Source organism: Ottowia flava (genome assembly GCF_008017535.1).
GTDB classification, from domain to species: Bacteria; Pseudomonadota; Gammaproteobacteria; order Burkholderiales; family Burkholderiaceae_C; genus Ottowia; species Ottowia flava.
The window spans coordinates 35523-60878 of record NZ_VRUA01000008.1; the positions used below are offsets into that span (position 1 = coordinate 35523).

Below are 25356 nucleotides of genomic sequence, written 5' to 3' on the forward strand. Positions count from 1 at the left end.
TAGGGCTGGCGGCCATTTTCTTTTGCAATCCTCCCTGGCGGGCACGGGCCACGCACGCGCCCTGCGCCAGCACCACAGCGTAGCGGATGCGCGGCTTGGCAGCGCCGCCGGTCAGCGCCCTGCCCTACACGCCGCTGGCCCGCCGCTTGCTAGCATGACTTCGTCCCCGGTACACCTTTGGCAGGCAACGCATTCCATGGCCATTCACGTCGCCCTCACCCACGTCACCGACTACCGCTACGACCGGCCCGTGCAGCTGGGTCCGCAAACGGTGCGCCTGCGGCCGGCGCCGCACTGCCGCACGCCGGTGCTGTCGTATTCGTTGACCGTGCAGCCGGCGCAGCACTTCATCAACTGGCAGCAGGACCCGTTCGCCAACTACCAGGCGCGACTGGTCTTTCCGGACAAGACCACCGACTTCCGTGTCACCGTGGACCTGGTGGCCGAGATGGCGGTCTACAACCCGTTCGACTTTTTCCTGGAGCCCTCGGCCGAGCGCTTCCCGTTCAGCTACACGCCCGAGCTGCGCGAAGACTTGGCGCCGTACCTGCAGGCCGACACGGCCACGCCGCTCGTCGCGAAGTACCTGGCCGGCATCGACCGCAGCGAGACGCCGACCATCGATTTCCTGGTGCAGCTCAACCAGCGCGTGCAGCGCGACGTGGCCTACCTGATCCGCATGGCGCCCGGCGTGCAAACGCCCGAGCAGACGTTGCAGTTGGCCAGCGGCTCGTGCCGCGATTCCGGCTGGCTGCTGGTGCAGCTGCTGCGCCACCTGGGCTTGGCGGCGCGCTTTGTGTCGGGCTATTTGATTCAGCTGGCACCGGACGTCAAATCGCTGGACGGCCCCAGCGGCACCGAGGTCGACTTCACCGACCTGCACGCCTGGTGCGAGGTGTATTTGCCCGGCGCCGGCTGGGTCGGCCTGGACCCGACCAGCGGCCTTCTGGCCGGCGAAGGGCACATCCCGCTGGCCTGCACGCCGCAGCCGTCGTCGGCCGCGCCCATTGAGGGGCTGATGGACGAAGCCGAGGTGCAGTTCAACCACACCATGACGGTGACGCGCCTGCTGGAAACGCCGCGCGTCACCCTGCCCTACAGCGACGCACAGTGGGACGCCATCCTGGCCGCCGGCGACGCGGTCGATGCGCAGCTGCAGGCCGGCGACGTACGCCTGACCATGGGCGGCGAGCCGACCTTCGTCGGCGTGGACGACCCGGACGGCCTGGAATGGAACACCACGGCGCTGGGACCGACCAAGCGCGTGTTCGCGCTGGACCTGCTGTACCGCCTGAAAGACCGCTACGCCCCGCGCGGCCTGCTGCACCTGGGCCAGGGCAAGTGGTACCCGGGCGAGCAACTGCCGCGCTGGGCGCTCAGCCTGTTCTGGCGCGAAGACGGCCAACCGCTGTGGCAGGACGCGCGCTGGCAGGCCGACGAGCGCCAGCCGCAGAACGCCACGACCGAAGACGCGCGCCGCTTCACCGAAGCGCTGGCCCAGCGACTGGGCGTGGGCACCGCCACCGTGCGCCCGGCCTACGAAGACACCTGGCACTACCTGCAGCGGGAGCGGCAGCTGCCCTTCAACGTCGACCCCTTCGACAGCCGCCTGGCCGACGAGGCCGAGCGCGAGCGCCTGCGCGCCGTCTTCACGCAAGGGCTTGACGCGGTCGTCGGCTACGCTCTGCCTCTGCACGCCACGGCGCAGCTCGAGAACCTGCCCGAGCCGTGGCCGTCCGCCGACGGGCAGCGCCCGCGCTGGCTGAGCGCGCGCTGGTGGTTCCGCGGCGACAGGCTGACGCTGGTGCCAGGCGATTCGCCCATGGGCTTCCGCCTGCCGCTGGCCAGCCTGCCGTGGGTCAGCGATGCCGATCTGGCGCGCCACCTGAATCCCGACGGCTTTGAAGAAAAAGAGCCTCTATCCGTAGATGAATCTGCGCAGGCAGCTACAGAATCAGGAGCAATTTCCAGCCCCTCCGAAGACGGCAAGGACCCGCGCGACCGCGCGCCAGCGCGCCATGAATCCGCCGCGTGGGTGCCACGCACCGCGCTGGTGGTCGAAGCGCGCGACCCGGTGCGAGGCCACAGCGTGCTGGAGGAATTCCCCGACATCGAAGGCGATGACGACGCCGCCAACGCCGCCCGCGCTGCGCGTGAGCGGCACCGCGCAGCGGTCGAGCGCTTCGCCCCGGTGGCCGGCGCGTCGCGCGTGCTCTACGTCTTCATGCCGCCGCTGGAGCGGCTGGAGGACTACCTCGACCTGTGCGCCGCCATCGAAGCCACCGCCGCCGAGATCGACCAGCCCGTGGTGCTGGAAGGCTACCCGCCGCCGCGCGACCCGCGCGTGAAGATGCTGCAGATCACGCCCGACCCCGGCGTGATCGAAGCCAACGTGCAGCCCGTGGCCAGCTGGCGCGAACTGGTTGGCAACACCGAATTTCTGTACCGCGCCGCGCACGAAGCGCGCCTGTCGGCCGAAAAGTTCATGACCGACGGCCGCCACACCGGCACCGGCGGCGGCAACCACGTGGTGCTGGGCGGTGCCACGCCGGCCGACAGCCCCTTCCTGCGCCGGCCCGACGTGCTGGCCAGCCTGCTGGTGTACTGGCAGAACCACCCGTCGCTGTCCTACCTGTTCAGCGGCCTGTTCATTGGCCCCACCAGCCAGGCGCCGCGCGTGGACGAGGCGCGCGACGACCAGTTGTACGAATTGGAGATCGCCCTGCAGCAGCTGCGCGCGCAGACCGGCGCCGCGCCGGGTGTCGTGCCCGAAGCCGGCGCCGTCGCGCCCTGGCTGGTCGACCGCACGCTGCGCAACCTGCTGGTCGACGTCACCGGCAACACGCACCGCAGCGAGTTCTGCATCGACAAGCTGTACGCACCCGAAAGCCCCACCGGGCGGCTGGGCCTGCTGGAGTTGCGCGCGTTCGAGATGCCGCCGCACGCGCGCATGGCGATCGTGCAGCAGCTGCTGATCCGCGCGCTGGTGGCGCGCTTCTGGCGCACGCCGTACCCGCGCGCGCCGATCCCTTGGGGCAATGCGCTGCACGACCGCTTCATGCTGCCGGCCTTCGTGCAGGCCGACTTTGCCGACGTGCTGGCCGAGCTGCGACAGACCGGCTTTGCGCTGGAAGACGCATGGTTTGCGCCGCACCAGGAGTTCCGCTTTCCGCTGGTCGGCGAGCTGGACCTGCCCGGCCTGCGACTGACGCTGCGCCACGCGCTGGAGCCCTGGCACGTGATGGGCGAGCAGAACGCCGGCGCCAGCACGGCGCGCTACGTCGATTCGTCGGTCGAGCGACTGCAGGTGCAGGTCAGCGGCTTCAACGCCGCGCGCTACGTGCTGGCCTGCAACGGGCGCGCGGTGCCGCTGCAGCCGCTGGGCGCCGAAGGCAGCTACGCGGCGGGCGTCCGCTTCAAGGCGTGGAACCCGTGGTCGTCGCTGCACCCGTCGATCGAACCGCAGGGGCCACTGACTTTTGACGTGATCGACAGCTGGAACCAGCGCAGCGTGGGCGGCTGCCGTTACCACGTGGCGCACCCCGGCGGGCGCAACTACGGCAGCTTTCCGGTCAACGCCTACGAAGCGGAAAGCCGCCGCCTGGCGCGCTTTTCGGTGGTCGGGCATTCGCACGCGCCGTCGGCCCTGACACCCGACGATGCAGCGCGCGCCGGCAGCCGCGCGTTTCCGTTCACGCTGGACCTGCGCCGCCACGCCCGCCCGCGCGCCTGAAGCCAGCCCGGCACGCGGGCCCTTGGGCGACAATAGCCGGGTCATGTCTGCATCGGACACCGCATCCGAGGAATTGCGTCTCTTGCGCTCACAGTTTCAGGGCGCCAGCGGCGCACATTTTCCCCGCGCCGCCGAGGCGCACTACGACGAGCTGTTCGGCCAGCGCGCCCGGGCCGTGACCGGCGCCAGCGCGGCCGACACGCCCCTGGCCCCGGCGTGGGCGAACTTCTTTCGCGCGCTGGGCCCGCAGGGCTGGTCGCAGCTGGACCAGCGCGCCACGCGGCTGGCGCGCCAGCTGCGCGAGAACGGCGTTTCCTACAACGTCTACACCGACGACGTGCAGTTGCAGCGGCCCTGGGCGCTCGACCTGTTCCCGCTGCTGATCACCCGTGCCGACTGGGCCCACATCGAAGCCGGTGTGCTGCAGCGCGTGCGCGTGCTCGAAACGGTGATGGCCGATGCCTACGGTGAACGCCGCCTGCTGCGCGAAGGCCTGGTGCCCCCCGCGCTGGTGCAGGGCCACCCCGACTACCTGCGCGCGCTGCACGGCGTGGCACCCGTCGGCGGCCAGCACCTGCACGTGGTGGCCATGGACCTGGCGCGCGGCCCCAACGGCCACTGGTGGGTGGTGTCGCAGCGCACGCAGGCGCCTTCGGGGTTGGGCTACCTGCTGGAAAACCGGCTGGCGGTGTCGAGCCAGTTTGCCGAGGCGTTCAACGCGTTGCATGTGCGGCGGCTGGCGGCCACTTACCGCGATTTCATCGAGGGCCTCAAGCGCCTGGCGCCAGGCGGCGCCGACGCGCACGTCGCGCTGCTGACGGCGGGCCCGTACAACGAGACCTATTTCGAACAGTCCTACCTGGCACGCTACCTGGGTGTGACCCTGGTCGAGGGCAACGACCTCACGGTGCGCGGCGAGCGCCTGTTCCTCAAGACATTGCACGGCCTGCGGCCGGTGGATGCGCTGATCAAGCGCGTGGACGACGCCTGGGTCGACCCGCTGGAGATGCGCCCCGACTCGCGCCTCGGCGTGCCCGGGCTGGTGCAGGCGGTGCGCGCCGGCAACGTGCTGATGGCCAATGCACTGGGATCGGGCTTTCTGGAGTCGAGCGCGCTGCTGGGCTTTCTGCCCGCGCTGGCGCGCCGCCTGCTGGGCGAAGAACTGAAGCTGCCCGCCCTGCACACCTGGTGGTGCGGCGAACAGGCGGCCATGCAGGAAGTGCTGCCGCAACTGGCGCGTTCGGTCATCAAGCCGACCTACCCGTGGTCGCTGTCGCGCGGAACCTTCGAAGCCGGGGTCGGCCCGCTGATGGGCCCCGAACAACTGGCCGACTGGGTCGACCGCATCCGACACACCCCGGACGAGCACACGGTGCAGGCCTTCCTGCCCACCTCGCAGACGCCAGTGTGGCGCAGCGGCCCGGAAGGCTCGCGCATGGCGATGCGCTCGTCCATCCTGCGCGTGTTCGCGCTGTCGGACGGCTCGGGCGACTGGCAGGTGCTGCCCGGTGGCATGGCGCGGCTGGTGGCTGGCGACGCCGGCATCGCCAGCATGCAGAGCGGCGGCTCCAGCGCCGATGCTTGGGTGCTGGACGAACAGGCGCCCACCGACGAAACCGACCACAGCCCCCTGGCGCCCACCATTGCCGCCACGCCCGGGCCGCAAGGGCTGCCACGCGAGCGGCTCGTCACCAGCCGCTCGGCCGAAAGCCTGTTCTGGCTCGGGCGCTACACCGAGCGCGCCGAGAATGCCGCCCGCCTGGCGCGCATCACGCTCGAAGCACTGCACGGCGAGGAGGACGCCTCGCCCGCCATGCTGATGTGGCTGGGCCAGCTGGCCGAAAGCGCTGGCCTGACCGCCAGCGGCGAACCGGAACCGCTGCAATGGCGAGCCGAATTCGAACGCGCCCTGATTGCCCACCTGGGCGACACCCAAACGGTGCCGAGCGTCGGCTACAGCCTGTGGTGGCTGCGCAGCGCCGGCGCCGCGCTGCGCGAGCGCTTGTCGACCGAACACTGGAACTTCATCAAGCAGGCGCAGGAGCAGTTTCGCGACGACTGCGAAGCACTGAACCGCTTCGATCCGCCGGCTGCGTCGGACGCGCTGTCCGCGCTGGACCGCCTGAGCCAGAACCTCGCGGCCATCACCGGCGCGCAGAACGACCGCATGTGGCGCGACGACGGCTGGCGGCTGCTTTCGGCCGGGCGTCAACTGGAGCGACTGGGCTTTCTGACCGACGCCCTGTCGCGCGGCTTCTACACCAACGCCGTGCACGACGCCGCGGGCTTCGGCGTGGTGCTGGACCTGTTCGACTCGGCGATCTCGTTCCATGCGCGCTACCAGCGCAGCCGCGAAATCCCGGCGCTGCTGGAGCACGTGGTGCTGAACTACCAGAACCCGCGTTCGCTGGCCTGGGTGGTGCAGACACTGAACGGGCGCCTGGGCTACCTGCACCAGCGCGAGGCGATGGGGGTTGAAAACCTGTCGCAGCGCCTGCGCCAGCCCGACATTGCGGAGCTGCCCACGCTGTGCGAGGCCGACGCCATCGGTGATTTCGTCCCCCTGCAGGCGCTACTGCACGCACTGGGCGACGCGGCGGGCGAGCTGTCGGACGCGATCGCGCTGCGCTACTTCAGCCACACCGACGACGCGCGCCGCAGCGTGGGGGCCTGAGCATGCGTCTGGCCGTCACGCACGACACCCGCTACGACTACCAGCCGCCCGTAGCGACTGCGCGGCACCTGATCCACCTGATTCCGCCGCACACCCCGCGCCAGACGGTGCGCGACCACCGGCTGGAAGTCAGCCCCACGCCCACCGTGCGACGCGACGAGGCCGATGTGTACGGCAACCAGCGCAGCATGATCGAGCTCGACCGCCCGCACGACGGCCTGCTGGTGCGCGCGCGCAGCCTGATCGACACCAGCGTACCGCCGCTGCCCGAGAGCAGCATGGCCTGGGAGGCTGCGCGCGAAGCCTTCCGCTACCGGGCCGAGCAGCCCTACCACGCGGCCAGTGAATTCGTTTTTCCCTCGGTTTACGTGCACCCGGGCGACGGGTTCGCTGCGTACGCGCGTGGCTGCTTCACCCCGGGGCGCCCGCTGATCGAAGCCGGGCGCGCGCTGATGCACCAGGTGCATAACGAATTCACCTACCGCGCCCACGTGACCGAGATCAACACGCCCGCGGCGCTGGCGCTGCAGCGGCGCGAAGGTGTGTGCCAGGACTTTGCCCACGTCATGCTGGCCTGCCTGCGCTCGCTGGGGCTGGCGGCGCGCTACGTCAGCGGCTACCTGCTGACCCAGCCACCGCCGGGCATGCCGCGTCTGGTGGGCAGCGACGCTTCGCACGCCTGGGTGTCGGTCTACCTGCCCGATCTGCCCGCGCAGCCGGGCAGCGACGGTCCCGGCGGCTGGTACGACCTGGACCCGACCAACGCGCGCGATGGCTGGGGCACGCCGGGCGAGGATTTCGTGCGCCTGGCCATCGGGCGGGACTACGCCGACGTCTCCCCTCTGCGCGGCGTGATCAACGGCGCCGGGCAGCACCGCCTGCACGTGGGCGTTACAGTCGAACCGTACGAAGCCGACCAGCTGCCGCCCGAATCGCCCGCCAGCTGACGGCCCCGATTTCCATCCAACCGAGACACCGCCATGAGCATCCAGAGCCAACTTGACCAGCTGGGCATCACTCTGCCCCCCGTTTCCGTGCCCGCCGCAGCCTACGTGCCGTTCGTGCGCACCGGCGACCTGGTGTTCCTGTCCGGCCACATCGCCCGCAAGGACGGCAAGCCCTGGGTGGGCCGCATGGGCCAGGACATGACCACGGCGCAAGGCGCCGAGGCCGCGCGCGCCGTCGCCATCGACCTGATGGGCACGCTGAAGGCCGCCGTGGGCGATCTGGACAAGGTGCGCCGCATCGTCAAGGTGATGAGCCTGGTCAACAGCACGCCCGATTTCACCGAGCAGCACCTGGTCACGAACGGCTGCTCCGAACTGCTGGCCCAGGTCTTTGGCGACAAGGGCGCGCACGCCCGCAGCGCCTTCGGTGTGCCCACGCTGCCGCTGGGCGCGTGTGTGGAGATCGAGCTGATCGCCGAGGTGGCGTGAGAGCAGGCTCGGGGCACTTGACCCGGCGCGGCGTTTTCAGATCCAATCGGGCTCTGAGCCTACAGTCACCTGCGCGACAAGCTACCTTTTAAATAGCATCTTCGGTTCCGGCGTGGGCTTCCCTTGAGCGCCAGCGCACCAGCAAAAAAGGCGACCTATCGGGTCGCCCTTTTTATATCCAATCGGCGTCAAGACTTACAGCCACCAGCGCAGGCAGCTATTCTTTCAATCGCCTACTGCCTGCGCTTGCGCCCGCCAACGGTGCGCTCGCCTCTTACGCCGTCTCGCGCTGGCTGCGGATCGCAATGCCCTTGATTTGCCCCGCCTCGGCCGTCGCGGGCCGCTGCGGCGCCGGGTAGCGCTCGGGGTTCAGGCGGTGCAGCAGTTCGGTTTCGCGCACGCGGGCCAGCGCCACGTTCGCCAGCTTGACGTGGCCATAGCCGCGCATCGACAACGGCAGCGCCGCGATCTGCGTGGCCAGCGCCAGCTGCTCGGCGCCAATTTGCGGCAGCAACTCGCGCACGCGGTCCTCGAAGCGCGTGATCAGTTCGCGCTCCATGCGGCGCTCGTCGGTGCGTCCGAACACGTCGAACACGCCGCCGCGCAGCGCCTTGCCCTTGGCCAGCCAGCGCATGGCGCGCCACATCCAGCTGCCCAGCTCGACCTTGCGCGGCGGCTCGCCCTGCTTGGCGCGGCTGAGCACCGGGGGCGCCATGTAGAAGCTCAGGCGCACGTCGCCTTCAAACTGCTGCGACAGCGCCTTTTCAAAGTGGCCGTCGGTGTACAGGCGCGCGACCTCGTACTCGTCCTTGTAGCTCATCAGTTTGCGCAGCGACTGCGCGACGGCGCGCGTGAGCGGCCAGGCGTGTTCGTCTGCGCCCTGCAGCGTCAGCGCCTGCTCGGCCGCGTAGACCTCGCGCACCAGCTTGGCGTAGCGTTCGGCCCAGGCGGCGTTCTGCCAGGCGGTCAGGTGGCTCATGCCCTGGGCGATGAGGGCGTCGATGCCCCGCACTGCGGGCGCGTCTGGCTGGACGTGGTCGCCCAGCAGCGCTTCGCAGGCGCCGGGATCGGCCGCGGCCAGGCGGCCAAGCGAAAACGCCGCCACGTTCGACGCCACGGCCACGCCGTTCAACTCGATCGCGCGCAGCAGCGCGGACAGGCCGACGGGCACCAGCCCGCGCTGCCATGCGTAGCCCATGGCTAGGATGTTGGCGGTGACGGTGTCGCCCAGGAAATCCTGTGCCAGCGTCTGCGCGTCAAAGGTTTCCACCCGGTCGTCGCCCGCGGCGAAGCGCAGCTTGCCCAGAAGCAGATCGGTCTTCAGGTCGGCGTCGGGGTTGCGCAGCGATTCGGCCACGGGGGTTTCGTGCACGTTGGCCAGCACGCGCGTGCGGCCGTGGCGCACGGTGCCCAACGCTTCCGGCTGCGCGGCGACGACCGTGTCGCAGGCCAGCAGCGCGTCGGCCTGCTGGGTGTCGATGCGCACCTGGTTCAGGCGCTCGGGCACATCCGCCAGGCGCACGAAGGACATCACCGCTCCGCCCTTCTGCGCGAAACCCATGAAGTCCAGCACGCTGGCGCTCTTGCCTTCCAGGTGGGCAGCCATGGCGATGACGGCGCCCACCGTCACCACGCCGGTACCGCCCACGCCCGTGACGAGCAGGTCGTACGGCCCCGTCCAGCGGTGCAGCGCAGGTTGCGGCAGGCCATCCACCAGCCGCTTGAAGGCCGCCTGACCGGCATCGCCCGCCAGCGCACCGGCCTTCTTGCGCAGCTTGCCGCCGGTCACACCGACGAAGCTGGGGCAAAAGCCCTTGGCGCAGGAATAGTCCTTGTTGCACGCGGTCTGGTCGATCTTGCGCTTGCGGCCGAGGTCGGTTTCCAGCGGCAGCACGGCGACGCAGTTGCTCTGCACGCTGCAGTCGCCGCAGCCTTCGCACACCGCTTCGTTGATGAACAGGCGCTTGGCCGGATCGACTAGCTCGCCCTTCTTGCGGCGGCGGCGCTTCTCGGCGGCGCAGGTCTGCTCGTAGATCAGCACGGTGACACCATCCACGTCGCGCAACCGGCGCTGCACGGCGTCCAGCTGGTCGCGGTCGTGGAACTCGGTGCCCGCCGGGAACTTGCCCTTGATCGCGTCGTACTTGCCGATGTCGTCGGACAGCACCACGACCTGCTTGACGCCCTCGCTCTCGACCTGGCGCGCGATGGCGTCCACGCTGATGACACCGTCCACCGGTTGGCCGCCGGTCATGGCCACCGCGTCGTTGAACAGAATCTTGTAGGTGATGCGCGCCTTGGCCGCCACCGCCTGGCGGATCGCGAGATAGCCCGAGTGGTAGTAGGTGCCGTCGCCCAGGTTCTGGAAAACGTGCGGCATCCGCGTGAAGCGCGAGTGCGACACCCAGTCCACGCCTTCGCCGCCCATCTGGATCAGGCCTTCGGTATCGCGCTCCATCCAGTTGGCCATGAAATGGCAGCCGATGCCCGCCTTGGCGGTAGAGCCTTCAGGCACCTTGGTCGACGTGTTGTGCGGGCAGCCCGCGCAGAAATACGGCAGGCGCTTGACACTGTCCGACGCGTTGCTGAGCAGCTCGGGCAGCGTGAAATCGCGCACGTGGGCGCGGCGATCGCCAAAGCGTTCGGGGAAATGGCGGATCAGCCAGTCGGCCGTCAGCTCGATCAGGCGCGAAGGGCGCAGCTCGCCCAGGCTGCTGACCAGCGGCTGGCCTTGCGCGTTTTTCTTGCCCAGGATCGCGGGGCGCGTATCGCTGGGCAGGTTGTAGAACAGCTCGCGCAGCTGGTTTTCGACGACGGCGCCTTTTTCCTCGATCACCAGGATCTCGCGCAGGCCATCGGCAAACGCCGTGGCCCGACCCGCGTCGATCGGGTACGCCAGGCCGATCTTGTAGAGGCGCACACCGGCAACGGCCAGCATGTCTTCGGTGATTTCCAGGCGGCGCAGCACCTCCATCAGGTCGTAGTGCGCCTTGCCACAGGTGACGATACCCACCGTCGCCTGCGGCGCGGGGATGGTCAGCCGGTCGATCGAATTGATGGCCGAAAAGGCCGCCACGGCTTGCAACTTCTGCGCAAGCCGCTCTTCAATCTGTAGCGACGGAAAGTCCGGCCAGCGGTAGTGCAAGCCCTCTGCAGGCGGCTGGTGACCGGTGAGCGCGCGCACTTCGTCGGCGCTTTTCCAGGCAGCGACGCGTGCATTGATCGCGTCCAGATCGACGGTGGCGCCGCTTTCCACCACCTCGGACAGCGAGGTCAGCGCGACCCAGTTGCCCGAATAGCGCGACAGCGCCCAGCCGTACAGGCCGAACTCCAGGTGCTCGCCCACCGTGGCCGGAGCAACAACGGGCATGTGGTATGCCTGAAAAAGCTGATCGCTCTGGTGCGGCATGGAGGACGACACACAGCCGTGGTCGTCGCCCGCCACCACCAGCACGCCCCCGCGCGGCGAACTGCCGTAGGCGTTGCCATGCTTGAGCGCGTCGCCCGCGCGGTCCACGCCCGGGCCTTTGCCGTACCACATCGCGAACACGGCGTCGCAGGTCTTTTCGGGATCGCTCTCGACGCGCTGCGTGCCCAGCACCTGCGTGGCGCCCAGTTCCTCGTTGATGGCGGGCACGAAGTTCAGACCTTCCTCGCGCCAGGTTTTGCCCGCCTTCCAGATCTGCTGGTCGACCATGCCCAGCGGCGAGCCGCGGTAGCCGCTGACGAAGCCTTGCGTGTTGAGCCCGGCGGCCGCGTCGCGCCAGCGCTGCATCAGCATCAGGCGCACCAGCGCCTGCGTGCCGGTCATGAAAACCTGGCCTTCGCGGGCCCAGAGGTTGTCGGCCAGCTGGTAGCCCTGGCGGACGATGGTGTCGGGGGGGGCCGCGCCTGCGGTGGTCGCGGCGGTGGCAGAGGTGGCGTTCATGAGCTTGTCTCCGGTGGGATCGGCTTGTCGTGTGTCGCAGGCAGTCCGTCACTTTAGGTCGCTCGATGAAAAAAAGGTGCCCTGAAAACGCTGAGATAACGCCAAAATAGGAATCCCATTCTCGAAATAGACATCATTTAAGAACATGATTCTTGATCACTACAGTCTGGCCATCCTGCGCGAGTTGCAGCGCGACGCACGCCAAACCGTGCAGCAGATCGCCGAGCGCGTCGGCCTGTCCACCACGCCGTGCTGGAAGCGCATCAAGGACATGGAGGCCGCGGGCGTGATCACCGGCTACAGCGCGCTCGTCGACCGAGGGCGTGTCGGCTTGGGCCTGCTGGTGCTGGCCGAGGTCAACCTGAGCCAGCACAGCGCCGACACGGTGCACGCCTTCGAGCGCGCCGTGCAGGCGACGCCCGCCATCGTGCGCTGCTTGTCCACCACCGGCCAGGCCGACTACGTGCTGAGCGTGTTGGCCCCCGACATCGCCGCCTACGAGCAGATTCTTCACACCGAACTGTTCCGGCTGCCTGGCGTAACGCACGTGCGCTCGTCCATCGTGCTCAAGGAAGTGAAGGCCGATGTGCGCCTGCCGGTGCCGGCGCAACCGCCCGAACCGGCCCCGGCGCCAAGACGCCGGCGGCGCGCCGCAGACGGGGGTTGAGGGCATCGCAGCGGTCTTGTCCGACAGACAGGCGGCCCGGGCGCCCGCCATCATCGCTTGCACCCTTCCCCTAACCCACCGGAGACGATCGCCATGCGCCGCCCAGCCACACCCCCGTCGCTGCACTGGAGGTTCACGGTGCTGACCTTGCTGGCCGTGGTGGTAGCGTTCGGGGTGCTCGCGCTGCTGCCGACGACCCCGCCGGTGACGCACGACGAAGTCAGTGGTGCCATCGACCACCTGATCGGCGCCGACAGCGGCCACAGCTCCCCACCCGCCACCGCGCCTACACGCTGACGCGCTGGCGGGCGCTCGGGACGCCGCCGCCACGTCGAATTCCGGGGCCACTTGAGTCCGGTCGCGCAACCGGACTTTCCCGCACCTCTGTCCCGGCTCGGCTTTCGCTGCAACGGCAAGTCGCCTGTTGCTGACGCTCCCCTGCACCTGGTTGGCCGAATCCCTCAGCGCGTTATCCCTAGGAAATGCCTGCGCGCGTGTCATGGCCGCTGCATTCCACCGCACCGATCTGCGCCCCGTCTGATCCAGATCAACGCGCGTGCATGCCCCGCCGAGCCGCCGTGGTGACTTGAACTATGTCAAGGAACCGCGCGGGGTCAATCTAGATGATGTCAAGGCCCGGCGAGATATTCAGCGGCCATCGACGGGCAAACCCAAACAGGCCGCTCCGGTGACTCGGAAACAGACGATGAAAACGAACTTGAGGAAGTCCAGACTCTCGCCGCTGACGGCGGTGCTGACCACAGCCTTGCTGATGGGCGGCGCTGCCATGGCGCAGCAGACGGCTGCGCCATCCGCGGGCGGCCACAAGGCTGACGTGACGCCTGCTGAGCAGAATTACCAGGGCGCACCTTCGCCCTTGGCCAACGAACCCATGCATCAGGCGGCCAACCCTAAGGCACCGCCGATGTCGCAGGCCGAATTCGACCGCGCGCGCCAGATCTACTTCGAGCGCTGCGCGGGCTGCCATGGCGTGCTGCGCAAGGGCGCGACCGGCAAACCGCTGACGCCCGACCTGACCATTCCCAAGGGCACCGACTACCTGAAGGTGTTCATCGGCTACGGCTCGCCGGCCGGCATGCCGAACTGGCTGACTTCGGGCGACTTCGACGAGAAGACGGTCGATCTGATGGCCCGCTACATCCAGCACGACCCTCCCACACCGCCCGAGTTCTCCCTGGAAGACATGGAAAAGTCGCGCAAGGAGTACGTGCCGCTGGCGCAGCGCCCGACCAAGAAGATGAACAACTACAACATCAACAACATCTTCTCGGTCACTCTGCGTGACGCGGGCGAGGTGGCGTTGATCGACGGCGACACCAAGAAGATCATCAACATCGTCAAGACCGGCTACGCGGTGCACATCTCGCGCACCTCGGCCTCGGGACGCTACCTCTATGTGATCGGCCGTGACGCGCGCCTGAACCTGATCGATCTGTGGATGGAAAAGCCCGACAACGTGGCCGAGATCAAGGTGGGCCTGGAAGCGCGCAGCGTGGAAACGTCCAAGTTCAAGGGCTGGGAAGACAAGATCGCCATCGCCGGCACCTACTGGCCGCCCCAGTTCGTGCTGATGGACGGCGACACGCTCAAGCCGCGCAAGATCGTGGCGACCCGTGGCATGACGGTGGACAACGAGTACCACCCCGAGCCGCGCGTGGCCGCCATCGTGGCCAGCCACCAGAAGCCCGAATTCCTGGTCAACGCCAAGGAAACCGGCAAGATCTGGATGGTCGACTACACCGACCTGCAGAACCTGAAGACCACGCAGATCGACTCGGCCAAGTTCCTGCACGACGGCGGCTTCGACTCCACCCGCCGCTACTTCATGACGGCCGCCAACGCGTCCGACAAGATCGCGGTGGTCGACACGAAGACCAGCAAGCTGGCCGCCCTGGTGCCCGTGGGCAAGACGCCCCACCCGGGCCGTGGCGCCAACTTCACGCACCCGAAATTCGGGCCGGTGTGGGCATCGTCCGGTCTGGGTGATGAGAGCATTGCGCTCATCGGCACCGACCCGGTCAAGCACAAGGCCAACGCCTGGAAAGTGGTGCAAAGCCTCAAGGGTCAGGGCGGCGGCTCGCTGTTCATCAAGACGCACCCGAAATCCAGCAACCTGTGGGTGGACACCACGCTCAACCCCGATCCGAAGCTGAGCCAGAGCGTGGCGGTGTTCGACATCAAGGACCTGAGCAAGCCGCCGCAGATCGTCGACATCGCCGGGTGCGCGGGCATCAAGGACGACGGCCCCAAGCGCGTGGTGCAGCCTGAGTACAACGTCAAGGGCGACGAGGTCTGGTTCTCGGTGTGGAACACCAAGGACAAGGAGTCTGCGCTGGTGGTGGTGGACGACAAGACCCGCACCTGCAAGACCGTGATCAAGGACCCCAAACTGGTCACGCCGACGGGCAAGTTCAACGTCTACAACACGCAGCACGACGTTTACTAAGCCCCCTGTGCCGCTGGCGCGGCTTCCCCGCGGGGGACGGCGCCAGTGGCCGGTTCAAGCCCGGCCACGGCGCCCGCTGAGATGGCCTGCTCCGCGGCCCGCTTGGCGGCTTGCTTCGCAGCCGCCCACGGATGAGCCGTGGATGTGCTGACGATCCCCGGGCACCAGCCGGTGCCTGATTTCACCAAGGAGATGTTTCGATGAAATCGCTTGCTTTGATCGCCACCGCGCTGGCCTTTGTCGCCACGCCGGCGCTGGCCAACCCTGAAGCCGCCATGACCAAGGGCGGCTGCATGGCCTGCCACGCCAAGGACAAGAAGCTGGTGGGCCCGTCCTTCAAGGACATTGCGGCCAAGTACAAGGGCCAGGACGTCAGCGCCAAGCTGATGGACAAGGTGCGCAAAGGCGGCTCGGGCGTGTTCGGCCCGATCCCGATGGCGCCTAACGGCCCCGACAAGATCAGCGACGCCGATCTGAAGGCTGCTGTCGACTTCATCCTGAAGTCGTAAGCGGATCCACGGGCTTCGACATGCGCTGGAAAACTTCTCTTTTGATAGCTGGCTGCGCAGTTCTGACAAGCGCTGCAGCCGCAAAAGACCTCAACTCCGGCGCCTCTGACACCACCCTGCCCGCCGCGCGCCAGACCCAACTGGTGCGCATGGTGCGGCAGGACTGCGGCTCGTGCCACGGCATCCAGCTGACCGGCGGTCTGGGCCCCGCGCTCACGCGCGAACGCATGACCGAGATCCCGCTCGACAGCCTCGTCGCCGTCATTTACCAAGGCCGCCCCGGCACGCCCATGCCCGGCTGGAAGACCATGATCAGCGAGCCCGAGGCCGCCTGGATCGCCCGGCGTCTGCAGACCGGCTTCCCTCTGGATTCGGGCCCGGCGCCCTGATCCCTCCATGAAACTTTCAGCCATGCGCCTGGCCCTCGCCTTCCGGTTTTCCACCCTGCTGCTGGCCGCTGGCCTGCTGGCAGGCTGCGCCACGTCAGGCACCTCGTCTCCCTCATCTTCCCTGCTGGTGCCGCCTGAGCGCGGCAACGGCGACCTGGGCCTGGTGATCGAGCGCGAATCCGGCACCCTGGGCGTACTCGACACCACCGCCCGCACGCGCCTGGGCACGGTCGCTGGCCTGGGCGACTTGTCGCACGCCTCGGTCGTGTTCTCACGCGACGGCGCGCTGGCCTACGTGTTCGGGCGCGACGGCGGGCTGACCAAGGTCAACCTGCGCACCGGCGCCATCGAAGGCCGCGTCATGCAGGCCGGCAACAGCATCGGCGGCGCCATTTCGACCGATGGCAGCCTGATCGTCGCGCAGAACTACCAGCCCGGCGGCGTGAAGGTGTTCGACGCGCGCACGCTGGAACAGTTGGCCGACATCCCGGCTGTGGTGGACGGCAAGGCCTCGCGCGTGGTGGGCCTGGCCGACATTCCGCGCAACCGCTTCATCTTTTCGCTGTTCGACGCGGGGCAGATCTGGATCGCCGATCTGGCCGACCCCAGGCAGCCCAAGATCCAGAAATTCGCAGGCATCGGCAAACAGCCCTACGACGCGCTGATCACGCCCGATGGCCGCCACTACATCGCCGGCCTGTTCGGCGAGGACGGCCTGGCCAAGATCGACCTCTGGGCGCCCGAGCCGAAGGTGGAACGCATCCTGCCCGGCTACGGCAAGGGCCAGCAGCCACTGCCCGTCTTCAAGATGCCGCACCTGCGCGGCTGGGCCGTGGCCGGTCGCCACGCCTACCTGCCCGCCGTGGGCCGCCACGAAGTGCTGGTGGTCGACACGCAGACCTGGCAGGAAGTCGGCCGCATCCCGGTCGCCGGTCAACCGGTGTTCGTGATGGCGCGGCCCGACGGGCGCCAGGTGTGGGTCAACTTCGCGGTGCCAGACTACGACACGGTGCAGGTGATCGACACGCAGACGCGCCAGATCGTCCAGCGCTTGAAGCCCGGCAAGGCGGTGCTGCACATGGAATTCACCCCGCGCGGCGACGCGGTGTGGATCAGCACGCGCGACGACCACCGGATCTCGGTGATCGACACGCAGGGTTTCAAGACGCTGGCGACGCTGCCGGCCAAGTCGCCAAGCGGGATCTTCTTTACGTCTCGCGCTGCGCGCACGGGGTTCTGATGGGACACCCCCCTGAGCGGCTTCGCCGCTTCCCCCCGCTCTCTTCGCGCTGCGCGCTTCGGGCAGGGGGACAACGCCGATGCCCGGCGCAGGTCCGGGCATGGCGTTTGCTGGGGCGGCCTGCTCCGCGGCCTTTCGCGCGGTGGGGCGCGGTGCGGTGCGGGGCTTTTGCCAAGGGTGCTGCAACGCCGTCGTTCAAGGCTGCTGCGTCGAATCTCGGCGCGTGGACAGTGGCAGGAGTGGGCACCGGGACGGATCGACATGCCTGACACATCGCGCGCTTTGCGCTCCGCCCTGCCCGACTCGCCAGCCTGGCTGCCGCGCCTGCTGAACGAATGGCAACGCGGCTTTCCCTTGGCAAATCGGCCATTTGCCCTAGTGGGACAAGCGCTGGCAGCTACAGAAAACGAAGTGATCGACGCCGTCGCCAGCCTGCTGGCCAGCGGCGCGGCCAGCCGCCTGGGCGGGGTGTGGGCGCCGGGCGCGGGTGGCAGTGCGCTGCTGTGCGCGATGGCGGTGCCGCCGGCGCAGCTGTCGGAGGTGGCGGCGCGGGTGTCGGCGCACCCGGGGGTCAACCACAACTACGAGCGCGAACACGGCATCAACCTGTGGTTCGTCACCACCGGCTGCGACGCGGTCGCGGTCGAATTTGCGCTGCGCGACATCGAACGCGACACCAGCCTGCCGGTACTGCGCCTGGCGATGCAGCGCGCTTACCGGATCGATCTGGGGTTTGACCTGCACCGCCCTGCGGGCGCTGGCGGCGTGCAGCAGCGCGCGCCCAAGGTGCGCGCCGAACACGCGCCGCTGGCCGCGCTGGTGGAAGCCGGCGTGCCGCTGGTGCCGGCGCCCTACGCACAGTGGGCGGCGCAGCTCGGCTGCAGCGAGGCCGAGGTGCTGGCGCAGTTGCAGGCCTGGCTGGACGCCGGCACGCTGCGGCGGCTGGGCTTGGTGGTGCGCCACCACGAGGCCGGTTTTGCCGCCAACGCCATGACGGTGTTCGACCTGCCGGATGATCAGGTCGACACCTTTGGCGAGCGCCTGGCTGCGCAGCCGGGCGTGACGCTGTGCTACCGCCGCACGCGCGCGGTGGGCTGGCCCTACAACCTGTACTGCATGGTGCACGGCCGCAGCCGCGAAGACACGCTGGCGCTGCTGCAGGCCGCCATCGCTGGCGCCGGGTTGCAGGCCGCGCCGCAGCAGGTGCTGTTCAGCCGCCGTCGCTTCAAGCAGACCGGCGCGCGCTACTTTCGGCCCTTGCCCACGGGCGATGCTCAGCCCGCTGGCCCGTCGGCCGCACCGGAGCCCGCCCATGCTGACTGACCCGCTGCACCCGCCTGCGCCGCGCCTGCCGGTCGGCATCGAGCTGGACGACGCCCGCCTGATCGACCACCTGCAACTGGAACTGCCGTTGACCGAGCGCCCGTTCGCCGACACCGGCGCCGCGCTGGGCATGAGCGAAAGCGCCGTGATCGAGCGGCTGGACCACCTGCTGAGCGCGGGGGTGCTGACGCGCCTGGGCCCGCTGTTCCAGATCGAACGCGCCGGTGGCCAGTTCATCCTGGCGGCGCTGGAAGTGCCCGAAGCGCGCTTCGCCGAAGTCACGGCGCTGGTGAACGATCTGCCCGAAGTCGCGCACAACTACCTGCGCGACCACCGCTTGAACATGTGGTTCGTCGTCGCCGCCGAAACGCCCGAAGCCGCCTGGGCGGCCTGCGACCGCATCGAAGCGGCCACCGGCCTGCCCGTGCACGCCTTCCCGAAGGAGCGCGAATTCTTCGTCGGCCTGTACTTGCCGCTGCTGACCCCCGCGCGCCAGGCAGCGGCGCCCTCGCTACCCCGAGGCAGCGCCGGCGCCCCCGCCCACAGGTTGAGCGATGACGACCGCGCACTGATCGCCGCCACCCAGGCCGGCCTGCCCCTGGTCGCGCGGCCCTACGACAGCGTGGCCGCCCTGCTCGGCACCACCGGCGCCGCCGTGCGCCAGCGCCTGGCCGATCTGCTGGCCGCCGGCGTGGTGCGCCGCGTCGCCGCCGTGCCCAACCACTACCGCCTGGGCTACGTCGCCAACGGCATGAGCGTGTGGGACGTCGACGACGCCGAGGTCGACCGCCTGGGCGAGTTGCTGGGCAGCCAGCCCGCCGTCAGCCACTGCTACCGCCGCCCGCGCAAGGCCGGCGTGTGGCGCTACAACCTGTTCGCCATGCTGCACGGCCACAGCCGCGACGAGGTGCTGGCCCAAGCCGAAGCGGTAGCCCAGCTGCTGGGCCCCGCGTGCCGCGCACACGACGTGCTGTTTTCCAGCGCGATCCTGAAGAAAACGGGCCTTAGGCTACGGCAGGCGATCTAAAAGGTTGCTGAAATACCTCACGCGACCCACCGCGCAACGCTGGCGCCCACGCGCGCAAGACAGTGCGGCATGCGTGAATACGGCACTTTCACCGAGAGCCTGTTCAGCGCTAAGAAGCTTGACGACTTCGTGTCGGCCCGGGCCGGCAGCCAGCCTGCCCGCACTCGGCGACGGCTACGCCGCCACCTTCGGCGCGCAGGTCGGGCAGCTCACGGTGCCCAGGCGCCGGTGGTAGAGCACCTCGACGCCGCTGGCCACTTCCGCGCCACAGTGGTCGCACAGCGTCGCTGCGGACAGGGTTTCGCGCTCGAAGCCTTCGGTGTAGATCTCGACGCCGCCTTCGACGCGCGGCCAGCTGGTCGACTTGACGATGTCGGGGCGAAAGTACTCCTCAAAACGCGTCCAGCGCTGGATCTGCGCTTCGCTCAGGCCATGCTCACGCAGCGTCTGCACCATCAGCGACTGGCGGAAGTCGAACAACTCGTGCGTGATGATCATCCAGTGGTGCGCATTGCGCGGGCGGTCGCCGAAGTAGATCTTTTCTCCGGTCATGGCCAGGCGCAGGAACGAATACTGCTTGTCGATGGCGCGCTCGATGGTCACGCCGCGGAAGAACGGTCCAAGCCGCTCATCCGCATAGACCTTGGGGTAGAAATCCTCCAGCACCGCACGTACGGTGCGCCCCTCGTCCAGCTCGTGCCACAGCGCGAGGTCGGTGTGCGTCATCGGCAGGCCCTGCGACGGCACGCCGTCGAACGGGCCGCGCACCTCGAACATCCAGCCGAACTCGGCGTCCGGGCCAAAGCCTTCGGGCAAGCTCGTGCCGGGGCGCAGCCTCAGCTCGCCAGTCATGACCATGTCGACCGCCGGGTCGGAAGTGATCACGATCTCCGGCTCCACCCCGCTGGCGGTGACGACGCGCAAGGTCTGCCCCCGGCGGTAGCGCAGCGCAGGCTGCGGCTCGAAGATCAGCCGCACCACCCCGTCGTCGTGACCTGCGGCTTCGCACAGCATGCACGCAGTCAGCAGGTCGTCGGGCTGCGGTGCCCTCAAGTGCATCGGGCCTTGCGCATGGCACTGGCAGGGCAGCAGGTAGTGCATGCGCACCAGGTGATCAGACAGGCCGTGCTGCGCCGCCGCGGGCACCGGGCCTTCCGTGCACTGCATCAGGCAGGTGTGGCAGGAGCCGCTTTTGCACGAGAACGGCGCATCGATCCCGACGCGCAGCAGCGCGTCGAGCACGGTTTCACCCTCCCACGGCTCGACCGATTGGCCCCCGAAGTTCAAAGAAGCAGGCATGGCACCTCCCACAGGTCAACAGTGACAGCCTTAAATATTAGTACTTTCGTATTTATTTACAGTCAGGGTTTGACCTGTGTCACCCAGCAGGACGACGTATTGCACTGGCAACGAACGCATTTCGCCCGCGCGACCGGGCTGCGCCCCGCCCAGCGCGCAAGCGGCCACGGTCGGCGTCTGCCCCGAGCGCTGACTCAAGCGCGTGCGCGGCGGCGCATGCCCAGGGCACCCAGTGCCGCAGCCAGCAGCCCGGTCAGCATCAGGCCCCATTCACCCATGGTCGGCACCGCCACGGGCGCGACCGCCGCAAAGCGCGCCGACACGGTGACATTGGAAGTGACGGCCGCCACGCTGCAGCTGGCGCTGGTGCCAGACGCAGCACAGGCGTCGCCCCAGCCGGCCAATTGGTAGCCGGCAGCGGGCGTGGCCGTGCAGGCGAGCGGCTGGCCGTCGCTCACGGTCGCGGGGCAGTTGATGCTACCGTTGGTCGGCGCAGTCACGTTCACCAGCCAGACGCCTGGAATTTGCTCAAACGCCGCCTCGACGGCGCAGCTGGCGGTCGGCTCGCGCACCGTGATCGCCGTTCTCGACGCATTGGTGCTGACGCCGCTGGACGAAGCGCCGCAGCTGCCGCCGACGGCGCTGACCAACCGATAGCCCGGCTGCGGGCTGACCGTGACATAGCCTGTGCCGCCCGAACTGGCAGTTTGCTGCGACGCCGGACTGACGCTGCCGCGCCCGGCCGAGCCGGCTGCCACGCTGGCGCTGATGGTCAGCGTACTGCCGGCGGCGCCTCCGCGCACCAGGCGGACGTTGTAGTCGCCCCGCCCAAATAGCCCGAGCGTGGGGTTACCGGTGACGAAATCGATCGCCATCGGAAAAATCATGGTGGGCGGCTGGCTGGCTGTCCAGAATGTGCTCGCCGGCGCACCGGGAAACGCCGTCGCGTTGATCGCGGGCGTGCTGCCAGCCTCCACCAATCCCTGCAGTTCCTGAAAACTGGGCACGCGCCAGTCACTGAAGCCGCCCAGCGCATCGGCGTTGGCTTCTGCCGCCGTGGCGAGCGCCACTGTCCAGGAGTTGTAGACGGCGGCGGTGCCAGTGCAGGTTGCGCCGTCCCAGCTTTGGCCCAGGGCGCAACGCTGCCAGATCATCTGCGTGGCACCGTCCGTCACCACTGCCCCGTTGGGCGTAAAAGGCGCAGCCCACGCAGCGCTGCTGACCAGGGCGGATAGGCCCAACAGGGCGATGGCGACAAATTGGCGCAGCGAGGAAGGTGCGTTTGGCATCATGAAGTTTTTCGATAAAAGTGCTGTCAGCCTTACAAGGACGTGCGCGGACAGCTATGGTTTCAGGATCGGCGGCATCACGCACCGCAAGTGCCTGATGACTGGGAGAAATCGAATGTTCTGCTTACTAAGCGTGTCGATTAAACCGACTCGCCGCCGATGTTCATATCCCTGAAACTGGGTATTTTTCGGAGATTCATGCCCAGCGCGCGGCGACCGGGGCGCGCGGCGGCTGGCCCGGATGCGTGACTTCTGACCTGCGGGCCGGTGTGCATTGGGCCGGCAGCCCCTGGCGTTCGCCGATCCCTCACATACCCCGCGAAATACCTGAGTTCAGGGATGTTCAAATCGGGCGCGTTGCCGCAAAGTCGCGCTATCTTTCTACTGATTGGCCCGCCCTCCCAAGTGAACCCACCCCTCCTTTCCGCCGAAACCACCCTGCCCGCCCCCGTGTTGGTGGTGGAGGACGAGCCGCTGATCCGCCAGCGCCTGCGCGATGTGCTGCTGGGCCTGGGGTATGCGCCCGATGCGCTGAACTTCGCCGCATCGCTGGCCGAGGCGCGCGGCTTCATGGCCACCGAGCCGGTGGCGTTGGCGCTGGTCGACCTTGGCCTGCCGGACGGTAGCGGCATTGACCTGATCGCCGAGTGGCGCGCGGGCGATGCGGCGCTGCCGATTCTGGTGATTTCGGCCTGGAGCACCGAAGACGCCATCCTGGCCGCGCTGCGCGCCGGGGCGACGGGCTATGTGCTGAAGGAGCGTGACGACCTGGAGGTCAGCCTGTCGATCCGCAGCGTGCTGCGCGGCGGCGCGCCGATCGACCCGTTCATTGCGCGCCGCATCATCGCGGAGCTGCAGCCGGTGGCGAGCCCGGCCGCGCAACTGGACGAGCCGCTGAGCGCGCGCGAGCAGCAGATCCTGTGCATGGTGGCCGATGGCATGAGTAACCGCGAGATCGCAGACGGGCTGAACCTGTCGCGCCACACGGTGGAATGCCACGTCAAGCACGTGTACCGCAAGCTGGCGGTGAACTCGCGCGTGCGGGCGATCAGTGAAGCGCGCAGCCGCGGGCTGCTGGGTTGAAGCCAGAATGCCGGGTGTGCCCGGCGTGGCGCGCCCGGCGATATTTTCAATGAAATTGGCAATTTGCCCTACAACCACCTGCGCTGGCAGCTATTGTTTTTGATGCGCATGGTGTCGATGTTTTGCTCGTTGTCCCGCCTGTTCGGCGGGCAACGCCTGGCGGCGTTCGCAGGCGTCGCTGGGCCGCGGCTGTGCGGCGCGGCAGCGCTGGCCTGGGCGGGGATGGTGGTTCTTGCGGCGCTGCTGCACACCCTGCCAGCGCAGGCGCAGGGTGCCCATGGCTCGGGTACCGCACCTCGCACGGCCCCGCAGGCCAGCGGCGCGGCCGCAGGCTGCGCGCCGCAAATCACCGACGTGCACGCCGTGCGCGGGCAGGACCCGGGCGACGTGCGCCGCGGACCGCCCACCCGCCTGCCTGCTTCGGCCTGGACGCCCGTCACGCTGCCCGATCGCTGGAGCGACCCGCACCGCTGGCCGCATTTCGACGGCGAGGTCTGGTACCGCATCGACTGGCGGCTGCCCTGCCCGTCGGCGCCCGGTGCAGCGGCGACCGATGTGGCGTTGTCGCTCGACTCCCTGAACATGGCGGGCGAGGTGTGGCTGAACGGCACCTTGCTGTGGCGCGACCGCCACCTCACGGAGCCGCTGTCGCGCAGCTGGTTCATGCCGCGCTACTGGCTGCTGCCGGCGCACCTGCTGCGGCCAGACGCCAATGCCGTGTGGGTGCGCGTGCTGGGCCTGCATGTGCAGTCGCCTGGCCTGGGCGGTGCGCAGATCGGTCCGGCCGACGGCGTGTTCGCGGCGTACCAGAATCTTCTGTGGCGCCAGCGCACGCTGCTCACGCTGAACCTGGCGGTGTCTGGCACGTTGGGCGTGCTGTTCTTCTTCGCCTGGGCCATGCGGCGCAGCGAAAAGGCCTATGGCTGGTACGCCCTGGCGGCGTTCACCTGGGTGCTGTATGCCGCCAGCCTCCTGGCCACCGAGACTTGGCCATTCCGCGATTCGGTGATGGCCGCGCGCGCGAATATGACGGCGCTGGTGCTGTACGTGGCGGCCTTCAGCGTGTTTACCGCGCGCTTCGCCGCCCGCCCTACGCCCAGGATGGACAAGGCGCTGGCCCTGCTGGTGTTCGCCATGGTGGCCATGGTGTGGCTGTGCACGGTTTCCGCCCTGGACCATGTGCTGCTGGCCGCCTTCCTTGGCGCGGCCCTGATCTACCTGTTGGCCTGCCTGCGCTTTGTGGTGTGGGCGCTGCAGAGCCGCCAGGCCGACCAGCTCATGCTGGCCGCCTGCCTGACGGTGTTCGCCGTGGTCGGCGCCCACGACGTGCTGATCCTGGTGCGCCTGCTGCCCGACGCCGTGCCGTGGACGCCCTACAGCAGCCTGGCCGTCACGCTGTGCATGGCGCTGGTGCTGGGCTGGCGCCTCGCGCACACCATGCGCCGCATCGAGCGCTTCAACGTCGAGCTGACCCACAGCGTGGCGCACGCCCGCGCCGAGCTGCAGACCACCATGGCGCGCGAACACGCCCTGGTGCTGCGCAACACCCGCCTGAACGAGCGCCTGGGCATCGCCCACGAGCTGCACGACGGGCTGGGCGGCTCGCTGGTGCGGTCGATCGCCATGGTGGAGCAAGCGCGGGCGCCGCTGGAAAACCGCCAGGTCCTGTCAATCCTGAAGCTGCTGCGCGACGACCTGCGCCAGATGATCGACAGCGGCTCCAGCACCGGCGTGACGGTGCCCGCCACACCTCAGCAGTGGCTGGCGCCGCTGCGCCACCGCTTCACGCGCCTGTTCGACGAGCTGGACATCCGCTCCAGCTGGCACTACCCGCCCGACTGGCAGCAGCCGCCCAACGCCCTGCAATGCCTGGCGCTGACGCGGGTGGTGGAAGAGGCGCTGACCAACGTCATCAAGCACAGCCGCGCCAGCCAGGTGGACGTGACGCTGGCCCATGGCGACGACCAAGACGTGGTGCTGCGCATCGAGGACGACGGTGTGGGCTTCGACGTGAACGCCGTGCAGGCCGCTGGCGTCAGCGTGGGCATGCGCAGCATGCAGGCGCGCATAGCGCGCGTGGGGGGCGAGCTGTACGTGCAGTCGGTGCCCGGTGGCACCGTGCTGACGGTGCACCTGCTGCCCGCCCTGATGCCGGACAGTGCGCCGGCGCCGCTGTATCGCGATTGAACGGCGGCCGCATGGGGGTGCGATTCCCCCGTTTTTTTGCTACCTAAAGAATAGCTGTCCGCGCAGATGGCTGTAGGACAAAAAGCCAAAAACACCAAGAATCAG

Annotated in this window: 17 protein-coding genes and 1 pseudogene; 15 read left to right on the top strand and 3 right to left on the bottom strand. The window is 68.6% G+C overall.

Annotated features, from left to right (window positions below):
- Positions 1-196: 196 nt before the first annotated feature.
- The 4 genes from FVQ98_RS09930 to FVQ98_RS09945 are packed head-to-tail and all read left to right on the top strand — an operon-like array spanning position 197 to position 7843.
- Complete coding sequence (locus FVQ98_RS09930; RefSeq protein WP_147913285.1) at positions 197-3733, top strand: transglutaminase family protein; 3537 nt, start codon at positions 197-199, stop codon at positions 3731-3733.
- A 43-nt stretch (positions 3734-3776) separates the two neighbouring features.
- Positions 3777-6407: a circularly permuted type 2 ATP-grasp protein gene (locus tag FVQ98_RS09935; protein WP_187265690.1), complete on the top strand. Its 2631-nt coding sequence runs from the start codon at positions 3777-3779 to the stop codon at positions 6405-6407.
- A 2-nt stretch (positions 6408-6409) separates the two neighbouring features.
- A complete protein-coding gene (locus FVQ98_RS09940; RefSeq protein WP_147913287.1) occupies positions 6410-7354 on the top strand; it encodes a transglutaminase family protein in 945 nt (314 codons plus the stop codon).
- 33 nt (positions 7355-7387) lie between these two features.
- Complete coding sequence (locus FVQ98_RS09945; protein ID WP_147913288.1) at positions 7388-7843, top strand: RidA family protein; 456 nt, start codon at positions 7388-7390, stop codon at positions 7841-7843.
- 274 nt (positions 7844-8117) lie between these two features.
- On the opposite strand, the gene FVQ98_RS09950 is transcribed toward FVQ98_RS09945, so the two are convergent.
- Positions 8118-11771, bottom strand: coding sequence for an indolepyruvate ferredoxin oxidoreductase family protein (locus FVQ98_RS09950; RefSeq protein ID WP_147913289.1), 3654 nt, complete (start codon positions 11769-11771; stop codon positions 8118-8120).
- A 145-nt stretch (positions 11772-11916) separates the two neighbouring features.
- Between FVQ98_RS09950 and FVQ98_RS09955 the strand changes: the two genes are divergently transcribed.
- From FVQ98_RS09955 to ahbB (FVQ98_RS19895), 9 genes and pseudogenes are all read left to right on the top strand, one after another.
- Complete coding sequence (locus FVQ98_RS09955) at positions 11917-12438, top strand: Lrp/AsnC family transcriptional regulator (RefSeq protein ID WP_147913290.1); 522 nt, start codon at positions 11917-11919, stop codon at positions 12436-12438.
- 93 nt (positions 12439-12531) lie between these two features.
- A complete protein-coding gene (locus FVQ98_RS09960; RefSeq protein ID WP_147913291.1) occupies positions 12532-12735 on the top strand; it encodes a hypothetical protein in 204 nt (67 codons plus the stop codon).
- Positions 12736-13144: 409 nt separating this feature from the next.
- Positions 13145-14905, top strand: a complete 1761-nt coding sequence (locus FVQ98_RS09965; RefSeq protein WP_370512942.1) for a cytochrome D1 domain-containing protein — start codon at positions 13145-13147, stop codon at positions 14903-14905.
- Between the two features lie 200 nt (positions 14906-15105).
- Entirely contained in the window at positions 15106-15414 is a 309-nt protein-coding gene (locus tag FVQ98_RS09970; RefSeq protein ID WP_147913292.1) for a c-type cytochrome, read from the top strand.
- Between the two features lie 20 nt (positions 15415-15434).
- Positions 15435-15803, top strand: a complete 369-nt coding sequence (locus tag FVQ98_RS09975; RefSeq protein ID WP_147913293.1) for a c-type cytochrome — start codon at positions 15435-15437, stop codon at positions 15801-15803.
- Positions 15804-15810: 7 nt separating this feature from the next.
- A complete protein-coding gene (locus FVQ98_RS09980; protein ID WP_370512943.1) occupies positions 15811-17043 on the top strand; it encodes a cytochrome D1 domain-containing protein in 1233 nt (410 codons plus the stop codon).
- 261 nt (positions 17044-17304) lie between these two features.
- A complete protein-coding gene (gene ahbB / locus FVQ98_RS09985) occupies positions 17305-18366 on the top strand; it encodes a siroheme decarboxylase subunit beta (RefSeq protein WP_187265691.1) in 1062 nt (353 codons plus the stop codon).
- Positions 18356-18760 (top strand): annotated as a pseudogene (locus tag FVQ98_RS20110) (Lrp/AsnC family transcriptional regulator); the annotation flags it as partial. The gene ahbB (FVQ98_RS09985) and the pseudogene FVQ98_RS20110, both read left to right, overlap by 11 nt.
- Before the next feature lie 153 nt (positions 18761-18913).
- Positions 18914-19393 (top strand): siroheme decarboxylase subunit beta, encoded by a 480-nt coding sequence (ahbB, locus tag FVQ98_RS19895; RefSeq protein WP_222707597.1) that lies wholly within the window; start codon positions 18914-18916, stop codon positions 19391-19393.
- Positions 19394-19567: 174 nt separating this feature from the next.
- On the opposite strand, the gene FVQ98_RS09995 is transcribed toward ahbB (FVQ98_RS19895), so the two are convergent.
- Both FVQ98_RS09995 and FVQ98_RS10000 read right to left on the bottom strand, forming a co-directional pair.
- The gene (locus FVQ98_RS09995) at positions 19568-20692 is read right to left on the bottom strand and encodes a 2Fe-2S iron-sulfur cluster-binding protein (protein WP_147913295.1); all 1125 of its coding nucleotides are present in this window, start codon (positions 20690-20692) and stop codon (positions 19568-19570) included.
- Positions 20693-20886: 194 nt separating this feature from the next.
- Positions 20887-21984, bottom strand: a complete 1098-nt coding sequence (locus FVQ98_RS10000; protein ID WP_147913369.1) for a DUF1566 domain-containing protein — start codon at positions 21982-21984, stop codon at positions 20887-20889.
- Between the two features lie 447 nt (positions 21985-22431).
- On the opposite strand from FVQ98_RS10000, the gene FVQ98_RS10005 reads away from it, so the two are divergent.
- Positions 22432-23064, top strand: coding sequence for a LuxR C-terminal-related transcriptional regulator (locus FVQ98_RS10005; protein WP_370512946.1), 633 nt, complete (start codon positions 22432-22434; stop codon positions 23062-23064).
- Positions 23065-23127: 63 nt separating this feature from the next.
- A complete protein-coding gene (locus tag FVQ98_RS10010) occupies positions 23128-25251 on the top strand; it encodes a sensor histidine kinase (RefSeq protein ID WP_255507725.1) in 2124 nt (707 codons plus the stop codon).
- Positions 25252-25356 lie beyond the last annotated feature (105 nt).